Raw genomic sequence first — 17,617 nt, 5'->3', positions numbered from 1 at the left:
GTTCGTGGGGGCTCGCCAGGGGGCCGCCCCGTGCTTACTCTGGAGTAAGGTTACCGGAGGTTATCCTAGGTCACGGGTGAGGAGCAGGTCGAGATGAGTCCCCAGAAGCCGGACCGGGCGACCGCGGTGCGGCGCGTCGCGGTCGTGGCCGGCAGCCGCGTGCCGTTCGCCCGCTCCGACGGCCCCTACGCCACCGCCTCCAACCAGGAGATGCTCACCGCCGCCCTCGACGACCTGGTCGGGCGGTACGGCCTGGAGGGACCGGGGGCGGTGGACGAACTGGTCGCCGGCGCCGTCCTCAAGCACAGCCGCGACTTCAACCTCGCCCGCGAGAGCGTCCTCGGATCCCGGCTGGACGCCCGCACCCCGGCCTACGACATCCAGCAGGCGTGCGGCACCGGGCTGCAGGCCGTGATCGCCGCCGCCAACAAGATCGCCCTGGGGCAGACCGACGCCGCGATCGCGGGCGGCGCCGACACGGCGAGCGACGCGCCCCTCGGCGTCAACGACGAGCTGCGCCGGGTGCTGCTGGCCGCCCGCCGGGCCCGCTCGGCCGGTGCCCGCCTGAAGGCCCTCGCCCGGGTGCGCCCGCGCCACCTGGTCCCCGACATCCCGCGCAACGCCGAACCGCGCACCGGCCTGTCGATGGGTGAGCACGCCGCAGTGACCGCGCGGGCGTGGGGCATCACCCGGGAGGCCCAGGACGAACTGGCGGCGGCCAGTCACCAGCGGCTGGCGGCGGCTTACGAACGCGGCTTCTTCCAGGACCTGGTGGTGCCCTTCCGCGGGCTGGACCGCGACCAGAACCTGCGCCCCGGCTCGACCGTGGAGAGCCTCGCGCGGCTGGGGCCCGTCTTCGGTCTCGACTGCCCCGCCCCGACCATGACGGCGGGCAACTCCACCCCGCTCACCGACGGTGCCGCCCTCGTGCTGCTGGCGAGCGAGGAGTGGGCCGAGGCGCGCGGCCTGACCCCGTTGGCCTACCTGACCACGTACCGGACCGAGGCCGTGGACTTCCCCGCGGGTGACGTGGCGGGCGGCGAGGACGGCCTGCTGATGGCCCCCGCGCACGCCGTCCCGCGGATGCTGGAGCGCGCCGGGCTGGGCCTGGACGACTTCGACCTGATCGAGGTCCACGAGGCGTTCGCCTCCCAGGTGCTGGCGACCCTGGCCGCCTGGGAGAAGCGGGGCCTGGGCCCGGTCGACCGCGCCCGGCTCAACGTGGCCGGATCGTCCCTCGCCACCGGCCACCCCTTCGCCGCCACGGGCGCCCGCATCGTGGCCACCCTGGCCAAGCTGCTCGCCGAGCGGGACGCGCCGGGCCGGGGTCTGATCTCCGTCTGCGCGGCCGGCGGCCAGGGGGTGACGGCGGTCCTGGAACGCCCCTGACCGGGCCCGTGGCCCGTGTGGCCGGGCGGATGTGAGGCACCCTCAGGTAACCCCCGAGACTGCACACCCCCGGCCCCGGACCGTCCCGGAACCCGCACGAACCCGTCACGTCCGAGCCGTACGATCCCGATCCGACCGGTGGCCGCGCCCCTTTCCGCGCGCCGCCGTTGAGCGCCCCGGCGTACGAGGCCCGTACGTCATGGCAGCACGCAGTTTCCCCACTGCACGCCCCTGGAGCCGCCCCGTGTCCCCTGCGTCCTTCTCCTCCGCCCCCGGTGACGCGCACGGCGCCCCCGCCCCGGCCGAGACCGAGACCCGTCGCCTCGACGGCGTCGTCCGCGAGGCGTCGGTGCCGCCGCTCGCCCAGCCCGTGCGCCACGGCTCGCTCGCCGACCTGCCCTACGACAACGCGTACGCGACACCGGACGAGGTGGTCCTCAGCCGCCGCTCGGCGGACGGCGACTGGTCGGACGTGACGGCCGCCGGCTTCGCCGACCAGGTGCAGGCGGTCGCCCGGGGCCTGATCGCCGAGGGGCTGATGCCGGGGGACCGGGTCGCCGTCATGGCCCGGACGATCTACGAGTGGACGGTCCTGGACTTCGCGGCCTGGGCGGCCGGCCTGGTCACCGTGCCCGTCTATCCCACCTCCTCGCCGTACCAGGCCCGCTGGATCCTGCACGACTCCGGCGCGGTCGCCCTGATCACCGAGAGCGTCGAGCAGGCCGCCGCCCTCGGCCCGGAGTTCGCCCACCTGCCCGGCCTGCGGCATGTGTGGATCGTGGAGAAGGGCCACGTGGAGCGGCTGGCGGAGTCCGGCGCACACCTACCGGACCAGGAGGTGGAGGTGCGCCGGGGCGTGCTGGGCCCGGACACGCTCGCCACGCTCGTCTACACCTCGGGCACCACGGGCCGCCCCAAGGGCTGCGCCCTCACCCACGGCAACTTCTTCGCCGAGGTCGACAACGCGATCGAACTCCTCTACCCGGTCTTCCGGGCCCGGACCAGCGAGGAGGCGTCCGTCCTCCTCTTCCTGCCGATGTCGCACATCTTCGGGCGCATGGTGGCCGTCGCGTGCGTGCGCGCCCGGGTGCGTCTCGGGCACGCGCCGAGCCTGAAGCCGGAGGACCTGCTCCCGGACCTGGCCGCCTTCCGGCCCACCTGCCTGCTGACCATCCCCTACATGCTGGAGAAGGTCTTCAACTCCGCCCGGGCCCGCGCGGAGGCGGGCGGGCGGGTGTCCACCTTCGACCGCGCGGTGTCCGTGGCCCGCCGCTACGGCGAGGCGACCGACGCCCGGCAGACCGGCCGGGGGCCCGGCCCGTCCCGCGCGCTGAAGGCCGCCCGCGCCTTCTACGACCCGCTGGTCTACCGCAAGCTGCGCAACGCCATGGGCGGCCGGGTCCGCTACGCCATCAGCGGGGGCTCCCCGCTCGGCCGCCGCCTCGGCGCCTTCTACGCCGGTGCGGGCATCGACGTCTTCGAGGGCTACGGCCTGACGGAGACCACCGCCGCCACCACCATCACGCCCCCCGACCGGCCCCGCCTGGGCACCGTGGGCCGGCCGCTGCCGGGCACCCGGGTGCGGATCGCGGCGGACGGCGAGGTCCTCGTCGCGGGGGAGCACGTGCTGCGCGGCTACTGGGACCCCCGGGCCGGGGGAGTCGTCCCGGCCGCGCCCGACGGCTGGCTCGCCACCGGGGACATCGGGCAGCTCGACGACGAGGGCTACCTGACCATCACCGGCCGCAAGAAGGAGCTGCTGATCACTGCGGGCGGCAAGAGCGTGGCCCCGGCCCCGCTGGAGGACTGGCTGCGCTCCCACCCGCTGATCTCCCAGGTCATGGTGCTCGGCGACGCCCGCCCCTACGTCACGGCCCTGTTCACCCTCGACCCGGACGGCATCACCCACTGGCGGCGCATGAACGGCAAGCACCCGGTCCCGCCGGAACTGCTGGCCGACGACGCGGAACTGCTCGCGATCCTCCAGCGCGCCGTCGACGAGGCCAACAAGATGCTCTCCCGCCCCGAATCCATCCGCCGTTTCGCCGTTCTTCCCGTGGACTTCACGGAGGCGGCCGGTCATCTCACGCCGTCGATGAAGCTGCGGCGCGAGGCGATCATGCGGGACTTCGCGGACGAGGTGGAGGCGCTGTACGCGTGACGGCCGGCCGGGCGGGAGGGGCACTCCGCCGCACGGCGGGCCGGCGGCGGGAATTCCTCCGGACGGAGGGCGCGGGAGCAGAAGAATGTGCCGGGAATTCACCCCGCGGAAGAGGCCGTACGGGTGATGGACGCGGTCCGCGGACCGGACCCGGGCGGTGGCGGCGGGAGAGGGCCCGCGGGGAAAGCGGAAAGGCAGGAGCCCCGTCGCCGGACGGCGCGGGGCTCCTTGGGTACTGCTAGTCGTTCCCGGATCGGAGGATCGGGTCAGGCCGGGGTGACGTTCTCCGCCTGCGGGCCCTTCGGGCCCTGCGTGACGTCGAAGGTGACCTGCTGGTTCTCCTCAAGGGACCGGAAGCCGGTCGCGTTGATCGCGGAGTAGTGGACGAAGACGTCGGGGCCGCCGCCTTCCTGGGCGATGAAACCAAAGCCCTTTTCGGCGTTGAACCACTTCACGGTTCCGGTAGCCATAAGCCCTCCTTGGGCTCAAAGGGTTGCCCTGCTCCAGAACCAGCAAGTGTGAAGACCAATTCCGCACAACTGCATACGTCTGAGAACGACGAGAGCCCGCGGTCACATGCTCCGCAGGCTCTGTACTGCAAGGGAAACCAAACTGCAACTTGCGATGAGCCTAGCACGGGGGCGCCCCAGTGCAATAGAGGTCAAGATCACGTCACCCGAATGTTTGAATGCCCCCTCTGTCACTCCCGTCACGCCCCCCGGGAACCCGTCCGCGGAGCCTTTCCCTCCGGGTCGTCCGCGACGGGCGGAACGGCCGGTCCGCGCGTCACGGGCGGGGCGGCCGGTCCGCGCGTCACGGGCGGGGGCTAGCCTCACGATGTGGACAATCCTCGCACCCGGCCGCGCGTCGGCCACATCCAGTTCCTGAACTGCCTGCCCCTGTACTGGGGGCTCGCGAGAACGGGCACACTCCTCGACTTCGAGCTGACGAAGGACACCCCGGAGAAGCTCAGCGAGAAGCTGGTGCAGGGTGAACTCGACATCGGGCCGATCACCCTGGTCGAGTTCCTCAAGCATGCCGACCAGCTGGTCGCCTTCCCCGACATCGCCGTCGGCTGCGACGGCCCGGTGATGTCCTGCGTGATCGTCTCGCAGGTCCCCCTGGACCGGCTGGACGGGGCCCGGGTCGCCCTGGGGTCGACCTCGCGGACCTCCGTGCGCCTGGCACAGCTCCTGCTCGCCGAGCGCTACGGCGTCCGGCCCGACTACTACACGTGCCCGCCCGACCTGAGCCTGATGATGCAGGAGGCGGAGGCGGCCGTCCTGATCGGCGACGCGGCCCTGCGCGCCAACATGCTCGACGCGCCCCGCTACGGGCTCGACGTGCACGACCTGGGACGGCTGTGGAAGGAGTGGACGGGACTGCCGTTCGTCTTCGCGGTCTGGGCGGCGCGCCGCGACTACCTGGAGCGCGAGCCGGTCATCACCCGGAAGGTGCACGAGGCGTTCCTCTCCTCCCGCAACCTCTCCCTGGAGGAGGTCGGCAAGGTCGCCGAGCAGGCCGCCCGCTGGGAGGACTTCGACGAGGAGACCCTGGCGCAGTACTTCACCACGCTCGACTTCAGCTTCGGCACCCCGCAGCTGGCGGCGGTCGCGGAGTTCGCCCGCCGGGTGGGCCCGACGACCGGCTTCCCGGCGGACGTGAAGGTCGACCTGCTGCACCCGTGAGCGGCGGCCGGCCGCCCACTACCCTGCTGAGGGTTCCGGCGCACCAGGCGTGACGGGGGAGGGGGTGGACGCCATGCGGCCGCTCGACGTCGACGAACCCACGGTGGTGGGGCCCTACCGGCTGCTCGGCCGGCTCGGCTCCGGCGGCATGGGCCGGGTCTACCTGGGCCGCAGCGCCGGCGGGCGCACGGTCGCGGTGAAGATCGTGCACCCGCACTTCGCGCTCGACGAGGAGTTCCGGGCCCGGTTCCGGCGCGAGGTGGAGGCCGCGCGCCGGGTCGGCGGCGCCTGGACGGCCCCCGTCCTGGACGCGGACCCCGACGCCCGGGTGCCGTGGGTCGCCACGGCCTACGCGGCCGGACCCTCCCTCGCCGGGGCCGTCACGGAGCACGGCGCCCTGCCCGACGCCACGGCCCGGGCGCTCGGCGCCGGGCTGGCCGAGGCGCTGGCGGCGGTGCACGAACTGGGCCTGGTGCACCGGGACGTGAAGCCGTCCAACGTGCTCCTCACCCTCGACGGCCCGCTGCTGATCGACTTCGGCATCGCCCGGGCCACGGAGGGGACGGCCTCCCTCACCTCGACCGGCGTCTCGATCGGCTCGCCCGGCTACATGGCGCCCGAGCAGATCCTCGGCAAGGGCGTCACCGGCGCGGCCGACGTGTTCTCCCTGGGCGCGGTCCTCGCCTACGCGGCGACCGGAGCCTCCCCCTTCCCCGGCGACTCCTCCGCCGCGCTGCTCTACAAGGTGGTCCACGAACCGCCCGAACTCGGCGGCCTGGACGGTGAGGTGCGGGCCCTGACGGAGGCGTGCCTGGCCAAGGACCCGGCGGCCCGCCCGTCCCCGGCCGAGGTCGCCCGGCGGCTCGCTCCGGACGGCGCGGCCCGGCTGGTGGCGGGCGGGTGGCTGCCCGGCCCGCTGGTGGAGCAGGTCAGCCGGGGCGCCGTACGGCTGCTCAACCTGGAGGCGGGGCACTCCGCGGAGGGCAGCGGGCCGGCGTCCGGACCCGTCGGCTTCAGCACGCCCTCGGTCGGCGGGACCGACGGCGAGGTACCCGGCGGCCCGCTCGCCGTGGCCGGCGGGACCCCGTCCGGGACCTTCGGGCCGCCGCCCGTCATGCCGGTGGGCGAGGGGCCGGGCCCGGGAGCCGTCCCCGAACCGCGTGACGCGCCGCCGGTGTCGTCGCCCGCGCTGCCCGCTCGGCCGCCGCAGCCCTCCCACGCCGGGTCCCCGCATCCGCCGACCGAGCCCGCCGGCGGTTCCACCGGACACCCCGGACGGCTCTCCGTCTCCGTCTCGGCCACCTCCGCACCGGAACGCGGCGGCCGGGGCCGGCGGGTGAGCTGCACGGTGGCCCTCGCGGTCGCCGGCGCCCTCGCCGCGGTGACCGTCGGCTCGGTCTTCGTCCTCGACCTGCTGCCGGGCGGCTCCCGTGGCGGAGCACAGGGTTCCGACGGCGACGGCCGCTCCGCGGCGCCCACCCGGACGGTCCCCGCCGCCTACGTCGGCACCTGGGAGGGGCAGGCCGCCTCCCGGGACAGCATCACCATCCCGCTGGGCACCTTCCGGGTGACGCTCAAGGACGCGAAGGTGGGCGAGCGGGTGGGCACCGTCCGGCACACCGACATCCTCGGCGGGGTCTGCGAGGACGTCCTCACCCTCGAACGGGTCTCCGGCAAGCGGCTCGTCGCCGGCGCGGCCGGTGCCGAGTCCAACCGCTCGGTGTGCGACCAGGCCCGGCACACCGTCGTCCTGACCCCGACCGGCGACGACCTCCGCTACGAGTCCGACAGCAAGGCGTCGGGCCGTCCCGAGGCCCGTCTGTCCAAGCTGCGGTAGGCGCCGGGGTACGAACGGCAGGGCGGTCCCGGGGTGCGAACGGCAGGGTGGTCGCCGAACATCCCGCGGATCTGCACAGCGTCCCCGGGGCGGGCCGTGCGGCCCCCGGCCGGCGGCCGGCCCGCTCCCGGAGTGCGGGGCACCGCGGCGGGCGCAACCCGGCCGAGCGACGGGTGCGGTGAAGAATCCCCCGCCGGTGGTGACGCGTCCTTCACAGGCGTGAACGCCGGTGAAGGGGTGCCGGGCCCCGGCTCTCCGGGCGCTGGCCGCCCCTTCCCCCGCGTGCTTTGCTTCCGCAGTCGCGAAGTGCCGCAACGAAGGGAAACGCGCGCCATGAACCTCGCTCCCCAGGTGGAGACCGCCGAACTCGCCGACGCCGATCTGGACGCCCTCGCCGGAGGACAGGCCGGCTCCGCGGGCTTCGCCCTCGGTCTGCACGCCGCGCCGGGCTCCCTCGGACTGCACGTCGAGGCCGGTGACGTCGCCGTCTCCGCGGGCGTCGGCGCGTCCGTCTCCGCGTCCGGTTTCTCGGCCGACGGCCACCTCCACACCACGATGTACTGACGGCCACGCGCCCGCGCCGAGGGCCCCGCACCCCGACGACCGGGGGCGGGGCCCTCGGCCTGCCCGTCGACGCGGCCCGGGCGGATCCCTAGGATCTCCGTGGCCCAGCACCCCCGGCGCCGCCGCCCGTCCATCCGCCCGTCAGGACGTCTCATGCCGTGGAACACCGACGCCGTGCTGATCGTCGCCGCCGCGCTGTGGGGCGCCCTGGCCGGCACGCTGCTGCCGCGCGCCGCCTACCGGCTGTCCGTCCCGGCGGAGGAGGACTGGCGGGCGGTGTGCCCGCGCGGCCATGTGCTCGCGGGCTGGCTGGGACCGGCCCGGTGCCCGGGATGCGCCGGCCGGCCGTACGGGCCCGGCGCCGCGGCCGTCCTGCTGACCGCCGCCGTCTGCGCCGTCCTGGCCGCCGCCACCGGCACCCGGCCCGAGCTGGCCGTCTGGCTGCTGCTCGCGCCGGTGGCCGTGCTGCTCGGGGTGGTGGACTTCCGGGTGCAGCGGCTGCCCGACCCGCTCACCCTGCCGTTCGCCGGTGCCGCGCTCGCCCTGCTCGGCGCGGCCGCCCTGCTGCCGGAGCACGCGGGCCGCTGGACCACCGCCGTGCTGGGCTCGCTCGCCCTCGGCGCCGGCTACCTCCTGCTGTTCCTCCTCAACCCCGGCGGGATGGGATTCGGCGACGTCAAACTCGCCCTCGGCGCGGGCGCCGTCCTCGGCTGGTACGGCTGGCCCACCGTGCTGCTCGGCACCCTCGCCGGATTCCTCTTCGGGGCGCTGTACGGCGGCGCCCTGGTCCTCGCCCGGCGGGCGGGCCGCGGGACGGCCATCCCGTTCGGCCCCTTCCTCATCACGGGCGCCCTCACCGGGCTGCTCATCGGCGCGTACACGGCCTGACGACGGGCCGGAACCACTGCTGACGTACGCTGGATCGGTCCGTCCACAACCCTTCCGAAAGGGACGCCGGTGACCGAGAAGGCCGACCTTCAGCCCGTCCTCGACCGTGCTGCCGCCGGTGGGCGGATCACTCCGGAGGAGGCGGTGCTCCTCTACCGCGACGCTCCGCTGCACGCGCTGGGGGCCGCCGCCGACGCCGTGCGCCGCCGCCGCTACGCCGGGACCGAGCACATCGCGACGTACATCATCGAGCGGAACATCAACTACACCAACGTCTGCGTCACGGCGTGCCGGTTCTGCGCCTTCTACGCCGCCCCCAAGGACACCGCCAAGGGCTGGACCCGCGACCTCGACGACATCCTGCGCCGCTGCGCGGAGACCGTCGAACTCGGCGGCACCCAGATCATGTTCCAGGGCGGGCACCACCCGGACTACGGCGTGGAGTACTACGAGAAGCACTTCGCCGCCATCAAGAAGGAGTTCCCCCAGCTCGTCATCCACTCGCTGGGCGCCAGCGAGGTCGAGCACATGGCCCGGATCTCCAAGGTGAGCGTCGAGGAGGCCATCAGCCGCATCCACGCCGCCGGACTGGACTCCTTCGCCGGAGCCGGCGCCGAACTGCTCCCGGAGCGGCCCCGCAAGGCCATCGCGCCGCTGAAGGAGTCCGGCGAACGCTGGCTGGAGATCATGGAGATCGCCCACGACCTGGGCGTGGAGTCCACCTCCACGATGCTGATGGGCACCGGCGAGACCAACGCCGAACGCATCGAGCACCTGCGCATGATCCGCGACGTGCAGGACCGCACCGGCGGCTTCCGCGCCTTCATCCCGTACACCTACCAGCCGGAGAACAACCACCTGAAGGGCCGCACCCAGGCCACGCTGTTCGAGTACCTGCGGATGATCGCCATCGCCCGCCTGTTCCTCGACAACGTCGCCCACATCCAGGGCTCGTGGCTGACCACCGGCAAGGAGGTCGGCCAGCTCTCCCTGCACTACGGCGCGGACGACCTCGGCTCGATCATGCTGGAGGAGAACGTCGTCTCCTCCGCCGGCGCGAAGCACCGCTCCAACCGGCTGGAGATCATCGACCTGATCCGCAGGGCGGGGCGCGTGCCGGCGCAGCGGTCGACGACGTACGAACACCTCGTCGTGCACGACGACCCGGCGAACGACCCGGCCGACGACCGGGTGGTGTCGCACATCTCCTCCACCGCCATCGAGGGCGGCACGGCCCACCCGGAGCTGAAGCTCCTCACCTCGAACTGACGGGCCGTGCTGACGCTGCACGCGGCGGACCTCGTCGTGCTCGGCGGCGGCCGGCCCGCCGTGCCGGACGGCGCGGTCCTGGTGGCCGGCCGGACCCTGGCCGCGGCCGGCCCGTACGCGGTGCTGGCCGCCGCCCACCCGGGCGCCCGCACCCGCCGCTGGCCGGGGCTCCTCACCCCGGGGCTCGTCCACCCCCGCGGCCCCGAACTGCTGGAGCACACCTACCATCCGGACCCCCGCGAGGCCGGTGAGCTGGGCACCGCACCGCTGACCGGCGAGGCCCTCGCCGGGCTCGGCATGACCGAGGCCCGCTGGGGCGCGAGCGCCCGGCGCGGGGTGCAGCGGCTGCTGGCCCACGGCGTCGTCGCCGTGGCGGGTCCCCTGCGGCGGCCCGCCGTGGTGGACGCCGTGCAGCGGGCAGGGCTGGGCGTCCGGCCGCCCTGCGACGACCCCGGGGAAGCGGCCGGCCTGGACCCGCTCGCCGGACGGAGCCTCGCCCGGGTGACCGCGCCCCCGCCGGCCGGCGGGGAGGGGCCGGCCACCTTCGCCGTCTTCGACGTGCCCGACGAAGCGGCGCTGACCGCGCGCGGGGCCGCCACCTGCGTGGCCACCGTCCTCGCCGGACGGCTGGTGCACCGGCGGCGCTGACCGGGCCCGGCCGGGTGCCGTGGGGCCGCGGGGCCCGGGCTGCCACAATGGGCCCGTGACCCGCGCATCCCTGGACAAGCAGCCGCACGAAGTCGCCTCGATGTTCGACGACGTGGCGGAACGGTACGACCTGACCAACGACGTGCTGTCCCTCGGCCAGGACCGCCGATGGCGCAAGGAGGTCGCCCGGGCCGTCGACGCGCGCCCCGCGCAGAAGGTCCTCGACCTGGCGGCCGGCACCGGCACGTCCTCGCTGCCCTTCGCCCGGACCGGGGCCTACGTGGTGCCCTGCGACTTCTCCCTCGGCATGCTCCGGGTCGGCAAGCGCAACCGCGCCTGGCTCCCCTACACCGCCGGCGACGCCACCCGGCTGCCCTTCAAGGACGACGTGTTCGACGCCGTCACCATCTCCTTCGGGCTGCGCAACGTGCAGGACTTCGACGCCGCGCTGCGCGAGATGCACCGGGTGACCCGGCCCGGCGGCCGGATCGTCATCTGCGAGTTCTCGCACCCCACCTGGACGCCGTTCCGCACCGTCTACACCGAGTACCTGATGCGCGCGCTGCCGCCGCTCGCCCGCACCGTGTGCACCAACCCGGACGCCTACGTCTACCTCGCCGAGTCGATCCGCGCCTGGCCCGACCAGCCCGCCCTCGCCGAGCGGCTCGGCAAGGCCGGCTGGTCCCGGGTGGCCTGGCGGAACCTGACGGGCGGCGTGGTGGCCCTGCACCGCGGCTTCAAGGAGAGCTGACCGCCAGCAGCGCCGGGCCGGACGGCGGCAGCGGATCGCCGGCCGACGGCGGGCGGGGTTCGTCCCGTTCACGCGCGAGGCCACCGCCCGGCGGCCCGGACACGCGCGGCTCGCGCACACCCCCGCCGCCCTCGCCGTCACCGAGGTCGAACCACACGTAGACCAGGGACGCGCGCGGCACCTCGGCGCCGGGCTGCGGGTACTGGCGCACGACGTGGTCGACGACGGCCAGGTGGAGCTCCGGCCGGTCCGGCGCGTGGAGGAACAGGCCCCGCGCGCGGACCGACGCCTGCGCGTCCACGGCCATCAGACCGACCAGGTGCGGCACGCGCACCTCGGGTGTCCCGGGTGTCACTCGCACGGACGTCACCCCCCAGCGGTACCGGCAGGGTAGACCCGCCGGGGTGCCCGCCGGAAGGCTCGCGTCGCGTTACGTGACGCCGGATGACCGTGAGTGATCGCCGGAGCGGGGGCGCGGTGCGGGCCGCGCGGTCACAGGGCGAGCCGGTAGCAGTGGCCCTCGCGGCGGGACACCGGGGTCGTGTACGTCTCGGCGAGACGCATGCCGAGGCGCCGGGTGACCGCTATGGAACGGGTGTTGCGGGCGTCCACCATCGCCACCACGTCCTCGACCCCCGCCGCGCGGACCCGCTCCAGGGTGAGGCGGGCCGCCGCGGTGACGTACCCCCGGCCCCAGAACCGCCGTGCGAGGCGCCAGCCGATCTCCGTCTCGCCGGTGGGGCCCCACTCCCGCTCCCAGGGCTGCGCGCCGGTGAACCCGATGACGGCACCGCTCTCGTCGAGCATCGTCCACAGGCAGAAGCCCCGTTCGGCGTCGTGCCGGCGCTGGCGGGCGGTGAGCTCCTCGTAGACCGACAACTCCGCGGGCCTGCCGCCCTGGAACTCCATGACGTCGGGGTCGGCGAAGATGCGGTGCCAGACGACGGCGTCCTCATGGGTGGGCACACGGAGCCGCACAGCGGGCAGAGCTCTGGTCACGGAGGCAGCCCTTCAGCCGGGTGATCGATTCTCCTGCATAGACTGCCCATGTCCAGTGCCGGTCGGCACGCAGTTTTCGAGCCTTGGGGAGAACCCGCCGTGACCGAGCCCCTCTCCGACCACACCGCCGATGTGATCGTCGTGGGCGCGGGGCCAGCAGGCTCCACCACCGCCTACCACCTGGCCAGGTCCGGACTCGACGTGCTCCTGCTGGAGAAGACCGAGTTCCCGCGGGAGAAGGTCTGCGGTGACGGCCTGACCCCGCGCGCCACGAAACAGCTCGTCGCCATGGGGATCGACATCTCCGAGGAGGCGGGCTGGCTGCGCAACAAGGGCCTGCGCATCATCGGCGGCGGCGTCCGCCTCCAGCTCGACTGGCCGGAACTCGCCTCCTTCCCCGACTACGGCCTGGTCCGCAAGCGCGACGACTTCGACGAACAGCTCGCCCGGCAGGCCCAGAAGGCCGGCGCCCGGCTGTACGAGCGCTGCAACGTGGGCGCGCCGGTCATCGACGACCGCACCGGCCGCATCACCGGCGTGAAGGCCAAGCTGGGGGTGGAGAAGCGCGAAGTCACCTTCCACGCCCCGCTGGTGGTGGCCGCCGACGGCAACTCCACCCGGCTGTCGCTGGCGATGGGCCTGCACCGGCGCGAGGACCGCCCGATGGGCGTCGCCGTGCGCACCTACTTCACCTCGCCCCGCCACGACGACGACTACCTGGAGTCCTGGCTGGAGTTGTGGGACCGCCGCGGCGCGCAGGACCGGCTGCTGCCCGGCTACGGCTGGATCTTCGGCATGGGCGACGGCACCAGCAACGTCGGTCTCGGCGTCCTCAACACGTCCGAGTCCTTCAAGGAGTTGGACTGGCGCGAGGTCCTCAAGGCGTGGTGCGCCTCGATGCCCGAGGACTGGGGCTACACCCCGGACAACATGACCGGCCCGATCCGCGGCGCCGCGCTCCCCATGGCCTTCAACCGCCAGCCGCACTACACGCGCGGACTGCTGCTCGTGGGCGACGCGGGCGGCCTGGTCAACCCGTTCAACGGTGAGGGCATCGCCTACGCGATGGAGTCCGCGCAGATCGCCGCCGACGTCATCGTGCAGGCGCACGCGCGGGCGACGCCCGCCCAGCGGGAGTTCGCCCTCCAGCGCTACCCGCGGGTCCTCAAGGACACCTACGGCGGCTACTACACGCTCGGCCGCGCCTTCGTGAAGCTCATCGGCAACCCGAAGGTCATGCAGATCGCCGCCCAGCGGGGGCTCACCCATCCGATGCTGATGCGGTTCACCCTGAAGCTGCTCGCCAACCTGACCGACCCGACGGGCGGCGACGCCATGGACCGCATCATCAACGGGCTGAGCAAGGTGGCCCCTAAGGCCTGAACGCCCTGTGCGCGGGCAGCGCCCGCACGCCGGGAGCCCCGCGCGTCCGATGGGTCCCGCTTGTCCAGAGCGGATGCGCGAACGTGATCATCGTGTGACCGGTCCGTGGACAACCGGCGGGCCGGGGCCGGGTCGAACGGGACGTACCCATCCGGGCACGTCCCGTTCGACGAAGGGGTCTTCCATGACAGAGCAGGCAAGCCGGCGCTCCGGGCCGCTGAGAGCCCTGGGGCTGCTGGCCGCCACGAGCCTGGTCGCGGTCGGTGCGGCCGGCACCGCCGTGGCGGCCGAGGCGCCCCTGCCCGTGACCATCACCGGCGAGGACCGGGTCGGCCTGTCGCTGCACTCGGACAACGGCGACCCGTCCGAACCCCAGGTCGTCCTGCGGCTGAAGGCGCCCGGCGAGGAGTTCGACGGTGACGGCGTCGTCCCGCCCGTGTTCACGGGGGACTACACGATCCGCATCGACGCCACCGGGCTGGAGGGCGTCGCCTCGGTGAAGCTGCCCTGCGACGCCGAAGGCCTCGTCGCGGTCTGCACCGGCAGCGAGCTCTACGCGGGCGAGCAGTACAACCGGCTGGGCGGCATCCGCCTCGACATCGACGACGACAGCGAGGCCGGGGACGCCGGCAGCATCACCGTCACCGGTGAGGGAGAGGGCCTGGAGTTCAGCCCGCTGACCGTCGACGTGCTCGTGGGCGGCCCCGAACTCCTGAACCGCCGGCTCTCCGTGCCGGACGACCTGCGTGCGGGCGGCACCTACCGGGCGCCCGTCGGGCTGCGCAACGCGGGCAGCATGGCCGCCGAGGGCGCGGTGCTGCGCTTCCACGGCTCGCGCGGGGTGTCCTTCCCCGACTCGTACGGCAACTGCTCCTACCGCGAGACCACCACCGGCCCGCTGCTGCGGCAGGGCACCGACGTCGTCTGCGCCTTCCCCGACACCCTTGACGCCGGGACGGCCTACGCCCTGGCCGAGCCGCTGCGGGTGAAGACCGCCGACTTCGCCCTGAACGACATCTTCACCTACTCCTTCACGGCCGTGCCGCCGGCCGAGGCGAGGAAGCTGCGCGCCGCGGACGGCCACCGTCCGGGCACCGGGCCCGACCTGAAGCTGAAGAAGGTCCCCGGCGCCGACGCCGCCGACTACACCCGGTGGGTGGACCTGGACCTGCCCCGCAACAACACCTACGACCTGGCGCTGACCGGCGCCTCGGCGCACGGGAAGGCCGGCGACACCGTCACCGCGGAGATCGGCTTCCGCAACAACGGCCCGGCCTGGCTCAGCGCGCAGCGCTCCGGCGGCGAACCCCTCGCCTTCACGGTGCGCGTGCCCGAGGGCGCCACGGTCACCAAGAGCCCCGGCCGCTGCGGGGAGACCGACCTCACCGAGGCCGAGAAGGGCTACCTCTGCTGGGTGAGCACCCCGCTGCTGGAGGACGCGTCCCTCACCTTCCCGTTCACCTTCCGCATCGACCGGGTCGTGCAGAACGCGCGGGCCGAGGTGGCGCTGCCCGAGTGGGACAACCCCTGGGACTCGGACCACTCGAACGACTCCGCCTGGATCATGCTCAACGGGAGCGACGAGCCGGGCGGCGACGGCACGCCGGGCGCCACGACCCCGCCCGCGGCCGGTGAGGACGGCGGCCCGGGCACGGACGACGCGGACGGGACGAACGGCACGAACGCCGCGGACGGCGCGTCCGGTGACACCGGGGACAAGGGCACCGGGGGCGGTCTGGCGTTCACCGGCGCCGGCGGCACGGTGCTGATCGGCGGTGCCGCGCTGCTGGCACTCGGCCTCGGCACGGGCCTCGCCGTCTTCATGCGCCGGCGCGCGCAGCAGTCCGGCGGTGCCACCGCCTGACACGGAAGGCGTACACGGCCGTTGTGGGCGGCCGGGAGTCCCCGACGGGCTCCCCGGGCCGCCCGCGGCCGTCGGGGCGCCGTGAGGGGCCGTCAAGGGCCGTGCGGCGGCTCCGAGGGCGCGTGAACGGCCCGCCAACGCCTCCCGTCGGGCGGGCGATTCGGACATTCCGGTGCAACCGGAGCGCGGCGAAGGGCCGCTGCCCCCGAGCGGCAGCGGCCCTTCAGTGTGTCGGTGTGCGGCTCAGAGCACGCGCACGGCACCCGACGCGGGGTAGCCGGAGAGGTCCTGGATGACGACACCCTTCGAGGGGTTGGCCGCGTCCAGGTACTGGCCGTTGCCGATGTAGACACCCGTGTGGTAAGCGGAGCCCTTTCCGCCCCAGTACAGGATGTCGCCGACCTGGATCTGCGAGAGCGGGATGTCGGTGCCGACCGTCGACTGGGCCTGGGAGACGCGCGGCAGGTCGACGCCGACCTGCTTGAACGCGGCCTGCACCAGGCTGGAGCAGTCCCAGGCGTTGGGACCGGTGGCGCCCATGACGTAGGCGTCGCCCACCTGCGCCTTGAGGAAGGCGATGACCGTGGCGACGCTGCCGCTGGCGGGCGCCGAGGCGGTCGTGGCGGTGCTCGCGCCGGCGGTGAGGTCCGGCCGGTCGGCGGTGCGCGTGGCGCGCTCCGCGGCGGCCTTGCGGGCGTCCTCGGCGGCCTTCTTCTTCGCCGCCGCCTTCTTCTTGGCCTCGGCGAGGTCCGCCTTGGCCTCCTTGGCCGCCTCGGCGGCGGCCGCGTCGCGCTCGGCCCGCAGCTGGTAGTTCGCGGCGGCCTGCTGCGTGGCGTCCGCGGACTGGGCGACCTGAGCGGCCAGGTCGGCCGTCAGGGTGGGCAGTTCGAGGGTCTGGGTCACCGGCTCGGCTGCGTTCGCCGAACCCGATGCGCCGGCCACTGCCAGGGTGCTGAGGACGCCACCGGCCACGCCGGCCCGCATCGCCATCGTGGTCTGTGCGGTGCGCCGGGGCTTCCGGTGGCTGCGTATGTGAGCGGTGTGGGACATGGGAACAACCGGTACCAGGGGCTCCTTCATATCCACAAGAAACGTGTGCTGCGCCACAGTTGTTCAATCGGGGCCCCGAATCCCGGGCGTGTCGTTCCTTATTGACGCCGTAACGGACATAGCGGACTGCCCGTAACCGGCCCGTGATCACGGTCTTTCATCGTTACGCCCGAATTGCCCGCCGCCTACCACCGGTCGCGACGATTGGCCAAGCCCTCTTCTCATCCCCCTCTCATGAATGTGGCGGAGGTCACGGAACGATTACCCCGTCGGTGGCGTCTCGGGGTGGCGGCGCGGACCGGGCGGCCGGCCCCCGGACTTCGTGAACGCGTGCACGTGTCCATCGCGCGTCCACATCGCTCCGCGGGACCCCCCTCAGGTGTGAACGCGCCTCTATCAAGGGATCCGGTCCAGCACCAATTTGCATGCAGAGGAAATCTCTTGATATGGAGACGCACCCTCTCGACCTGCACTGACGTGCCAAAATGTCACTTCTCGTGATCGCGCGGACGCTTCGCGTGTGAAGATCACCGCTCATCCGACTTCATGATCGTTCGTCAGGTGGCAGAGATCACAAAGGTAGTCCGATACCCCGTGTCGCAGATCACAGACCACCAGGCATAGGATGCGGAGCGGTTGGGCTTGTGACCTGCTTCACATGTTTTCGATCTTCGCCGGGGCGGGCGTGGTTCGAGGGGGTGATGAGGCGGGTGGGAGGCCCGACGCGCCAGCAGTCAGTGCCGACTGAGAGGAGCGAGGAGCGGTGAACGCGTATGCGCCCATCCTCGTACTGGGAGCCCTCGGGGCAGGCTTTGCGATCTTCTCCGTGGTCATGGCCACGCTGATCGGTCCGAAGCGCTACAACCGCGCCAGGCTCGAGGCCTACGAATGCGGAATCGAGCCGACCCCCACGCCGGCCGGCGGCGGGCGCTTCCCGATCAAGTACTACCTGACGGCGATGCTCTTCATCATCTTCGATATCGAGATCGTCTTCCTGTACCCGTGGGCCGTCAGCTTCGACGCCCTGGGGATCTTCGGGCTCGTGGAGATGCTGCTCTTCGTGCTCACCGTCTTCGTCGCGTACGCGTACGTATGGCGGCGCGGCGGCCTGGAATGGGACTGAGGG

General features: G+C 73.3%; 16 protein-coding genes. 12 read left to right on the top strand and 4 right to left on the bottom strand.

Annotated features, from left to right (window positions below; all coding sequences use genetic code 11):
• Positions 1-93 precede the first annotated feature (93 nt).
• Together ACIRPP_RS05660 and ACIRPP_RS05655 are read left to right on the top strand one after the other, a co-directional pair.
• Entirely contained in the window at positions 94-1,389 is a 1,296-nt protein-coding gene (locus ACIRPP_RS05660) for an acetyl-CoA C-acetyltransferase (protein ID WP_403638179.1), read from the top strand.
• 199 nt (positions 1,390-1,588) lie between these two features.
• Entirely contained in the window at positions 1,589-3,550 is a 1,962-nt protein-coding gene (locus ACIRPP_RS05655) for an AMP-dependent synthetase/ligase (protein ID WP_403638178.1), read from the top strand.
• A 266-nt stretch (positions 3,551-3,816) separates the two neighbouring features.
• Here ACIRPP_RS05655 and ACIRPP_RS05650 read toward each other — a convergent pair whose 3' ends face one another.
• The gene (locus tag ACIRPP_RS05650; RefSeq protein ID WP_006133199.1) at positions 3,817-4,020 is read right to left on the bottom strand and encodes a cold-shock protein; all 204 of its coding nucleotides are present in this window, start codon (positions 4,018-4,020) and stop codon (positions 3,817-3,819) included.
• Positions 4,021-4,389: 369 nt separating this feature from the next.
• Here ACIRPP_RS05650 and ACIRPP_RS05645 point away from each other — a divergent pair, with 369 nt between their 5' ends.
• The 7 genes from ACIRPP_RS05645 to ACIRPP_RS05615 all read left to right on the top strand — a co-directional run bounded on the left by ACIRPP_RS05645 (position 4,390) and on the right by ACIRPP_RS05615 (position 11,195).
• The gene (locus tag ACIRPP_RS05645; protein ID WP_164335468.1) at positions 4,390-5,238 is read left to right on the top strand and encodes a menaquinone biosynthetic enzyme MqnA/MqnD family protein; all 849 of its coding nucleotides are present in this window, start codon (positions 4,390-4,392) and stop codon (positions 5,236-5,238) included.
• 73 nt (positions 5,239-5,311) lie between these two features.
• Positions 5,312-7,075, top strand: a complete 1,764-nt coding sequence (locus ACIRPP_RS05640; protein WP_403638177.1) for a protein kinase — start codon at positions 5,312-5,314, stop codon at positions 7,073-7,075.
• Between the two features lie 333 nt (positions 7,076-7,408).
• A complete protein-coding gene (locus ACIRPP_RS05635) occupies positions 7,409-7,639 on the top strand; it encodes a hypothetical protein (RefSeq protein ID WP_164351646.1) in 231 nt (76 codons plus the stop codon).
• A 153-nt stretch (positions 7,640-7,792) separates the two neighbouring features.
• A complete protein-coding gene (locus ACIRPP_RS05630; RefSeq protein WP_403638176.1) occupies positions 7,793-8,527 on the top strand; it encodes a prepilin peptidase in 735 nt (244 codons plus the stop codon).
• A 69-nt stretch (positions 8,528-8,596) separates the two neighbouring features.
• Entirely contained in the window at positions 8,597-9,796 is a 1,200-nt protein-coding gene (mqnC, locus tag ACIRPP_RS05625) for a cyclic dehypoxanthinyl futalosine synthase (protein ID WP_403638175.1), read from the top strand.
• 6 nt (positions 9,797-9,802) lie between these two features.
• Positions 9,803-10,444 carry a hypothetical protein gene (locus ACIRPP_RS05620; RefSeq protein WP_403638174.1) on the top strand — a complete coding sequence of 214 codons (642 nt, stop codon included), beginning with the start codon at positions 9,803-9,805 and terminating at the stop codon, positions 10,442-10,444.
• Positions 10,445-10,499: 55 nt separating this feature from the next.
• The gene (locus ACIRPP_RS05615; RefSeq protein WP_164343523.1) at positions 10,500-11,195 is read left to right on the top strand and encodes a demethylmenaquinone methyltransferase; all 696 of its coding nucleotides are present in this window, start codon (positions 10,500-10,502) and stop codon (positions 11,193-11,195) included.
• Here the strand turns inward: ACIRPP_RS05615 and ACIRPP_RS05610 are convergent.
• A complete protein-coding gene (locus ACIRPP_RS05610) occupies positions 11,182-11,502 on the bottom strand; it encodes a PASTA domain protein (protein ID WP_403638358.1) in 321 nt (106 codons plus the stop codon). The genes ACIRPP_RS05615 and ACIRPP_RS05610 overlap by 14 nt on opposite strands.
• A gap of 185 nt (positions 11,503-11,687) precedes the next feature.
• Positions 11,688-12,194: a GNAT family N-acetyltransferase gene (locus tag ACIRPP_RS05605; protein ID WP_403638173.1), complete on the bottom strand. Its 507-nt coding sequence runs from the start codon at positions 12,192-12,194 to the stop codon at positions 11,688-11,690.
• Positions 12,195-12,242: 48 nt separating this feature from the next.
• On the opposite strand from ACIRPP_RS05605, the gene ACIRPP_RS05600 reads away from it, so the two are divergent.
• Both ACIRPP_RS05600 and ACIRPP_RS05595 read left to right on the top strand, forming a co-directional pair.
• A complete protein-coding gene (locus tag ACIRPP_RS05600) occupies positions 12,243-13,577 on the top strand; it encodes a geranylgeranyl reductase family protein (RefSeq protein ID WP_403638172.1) in 1,335 nt (444 codons plus the stop codon).
• A gap of 184 nt (positions 13,578-13,761) precedes the next feature.
• A complete protein-coding gene (locus ACIRPP_RS05595) occupies positions 13,762-15,441 on the top strand; it encodes a hypothetical protein (RefSeq protein ID WP_403638171.1) in 1,680 nt (559 codons plus the stop codon).
• A 243-nt stretch (positions 15,442-15,684) separates the two neighbouring features.
• Here the strand turns inward: ACIRPP_RS05595 and ACIRPP_RS05590 are convergent, their stop codons facing one another.
• Positions 15,685-16,521, bottom strand: a complete 837-nt coding sequence (locus ACIRPP_RS05590; protein WP_403638170.1) for a C40 family peptidase — start codon at positions 16,519-16,521, stop codon at positions 15,685-15,687.
• Positions 16,522-17,254: 733 nt separating this feature from the next.
• Here ACIRPP_RS05590 and ACIRPP_RS05585 point away from each other — a divergent pair.
• Positions 17,255-17,614 (top strand): NADH-quinone oxidoreductase subunit A, encoded by a 360-nt coding sequence (locus tag ACIRPP_RS05585; RefSeq protein ID WP_164337649.1) that lies wholly within the window; start codon positions 17,255-17,257, stop codon positions 17,612-17,614.
• The last annotated feature ends 3 nt before the right edge of the window (positions 17,615-17,617 follow it).

Origin of the sequence: Streptomyces sp. NPDC101219 (assembly GCF_044767675.1) — a bacterium.
Lineage (GTDB): Bacteria > Actinomycetota > Actinomycetes > Streptomycetales > Streptomycetaceae > Streptomyces.
The sequence above is the reverse complement of the archived record's forward strand: the minus strand, read 5'-3'. Positions and strand labels throughout refer to the sequence as shown.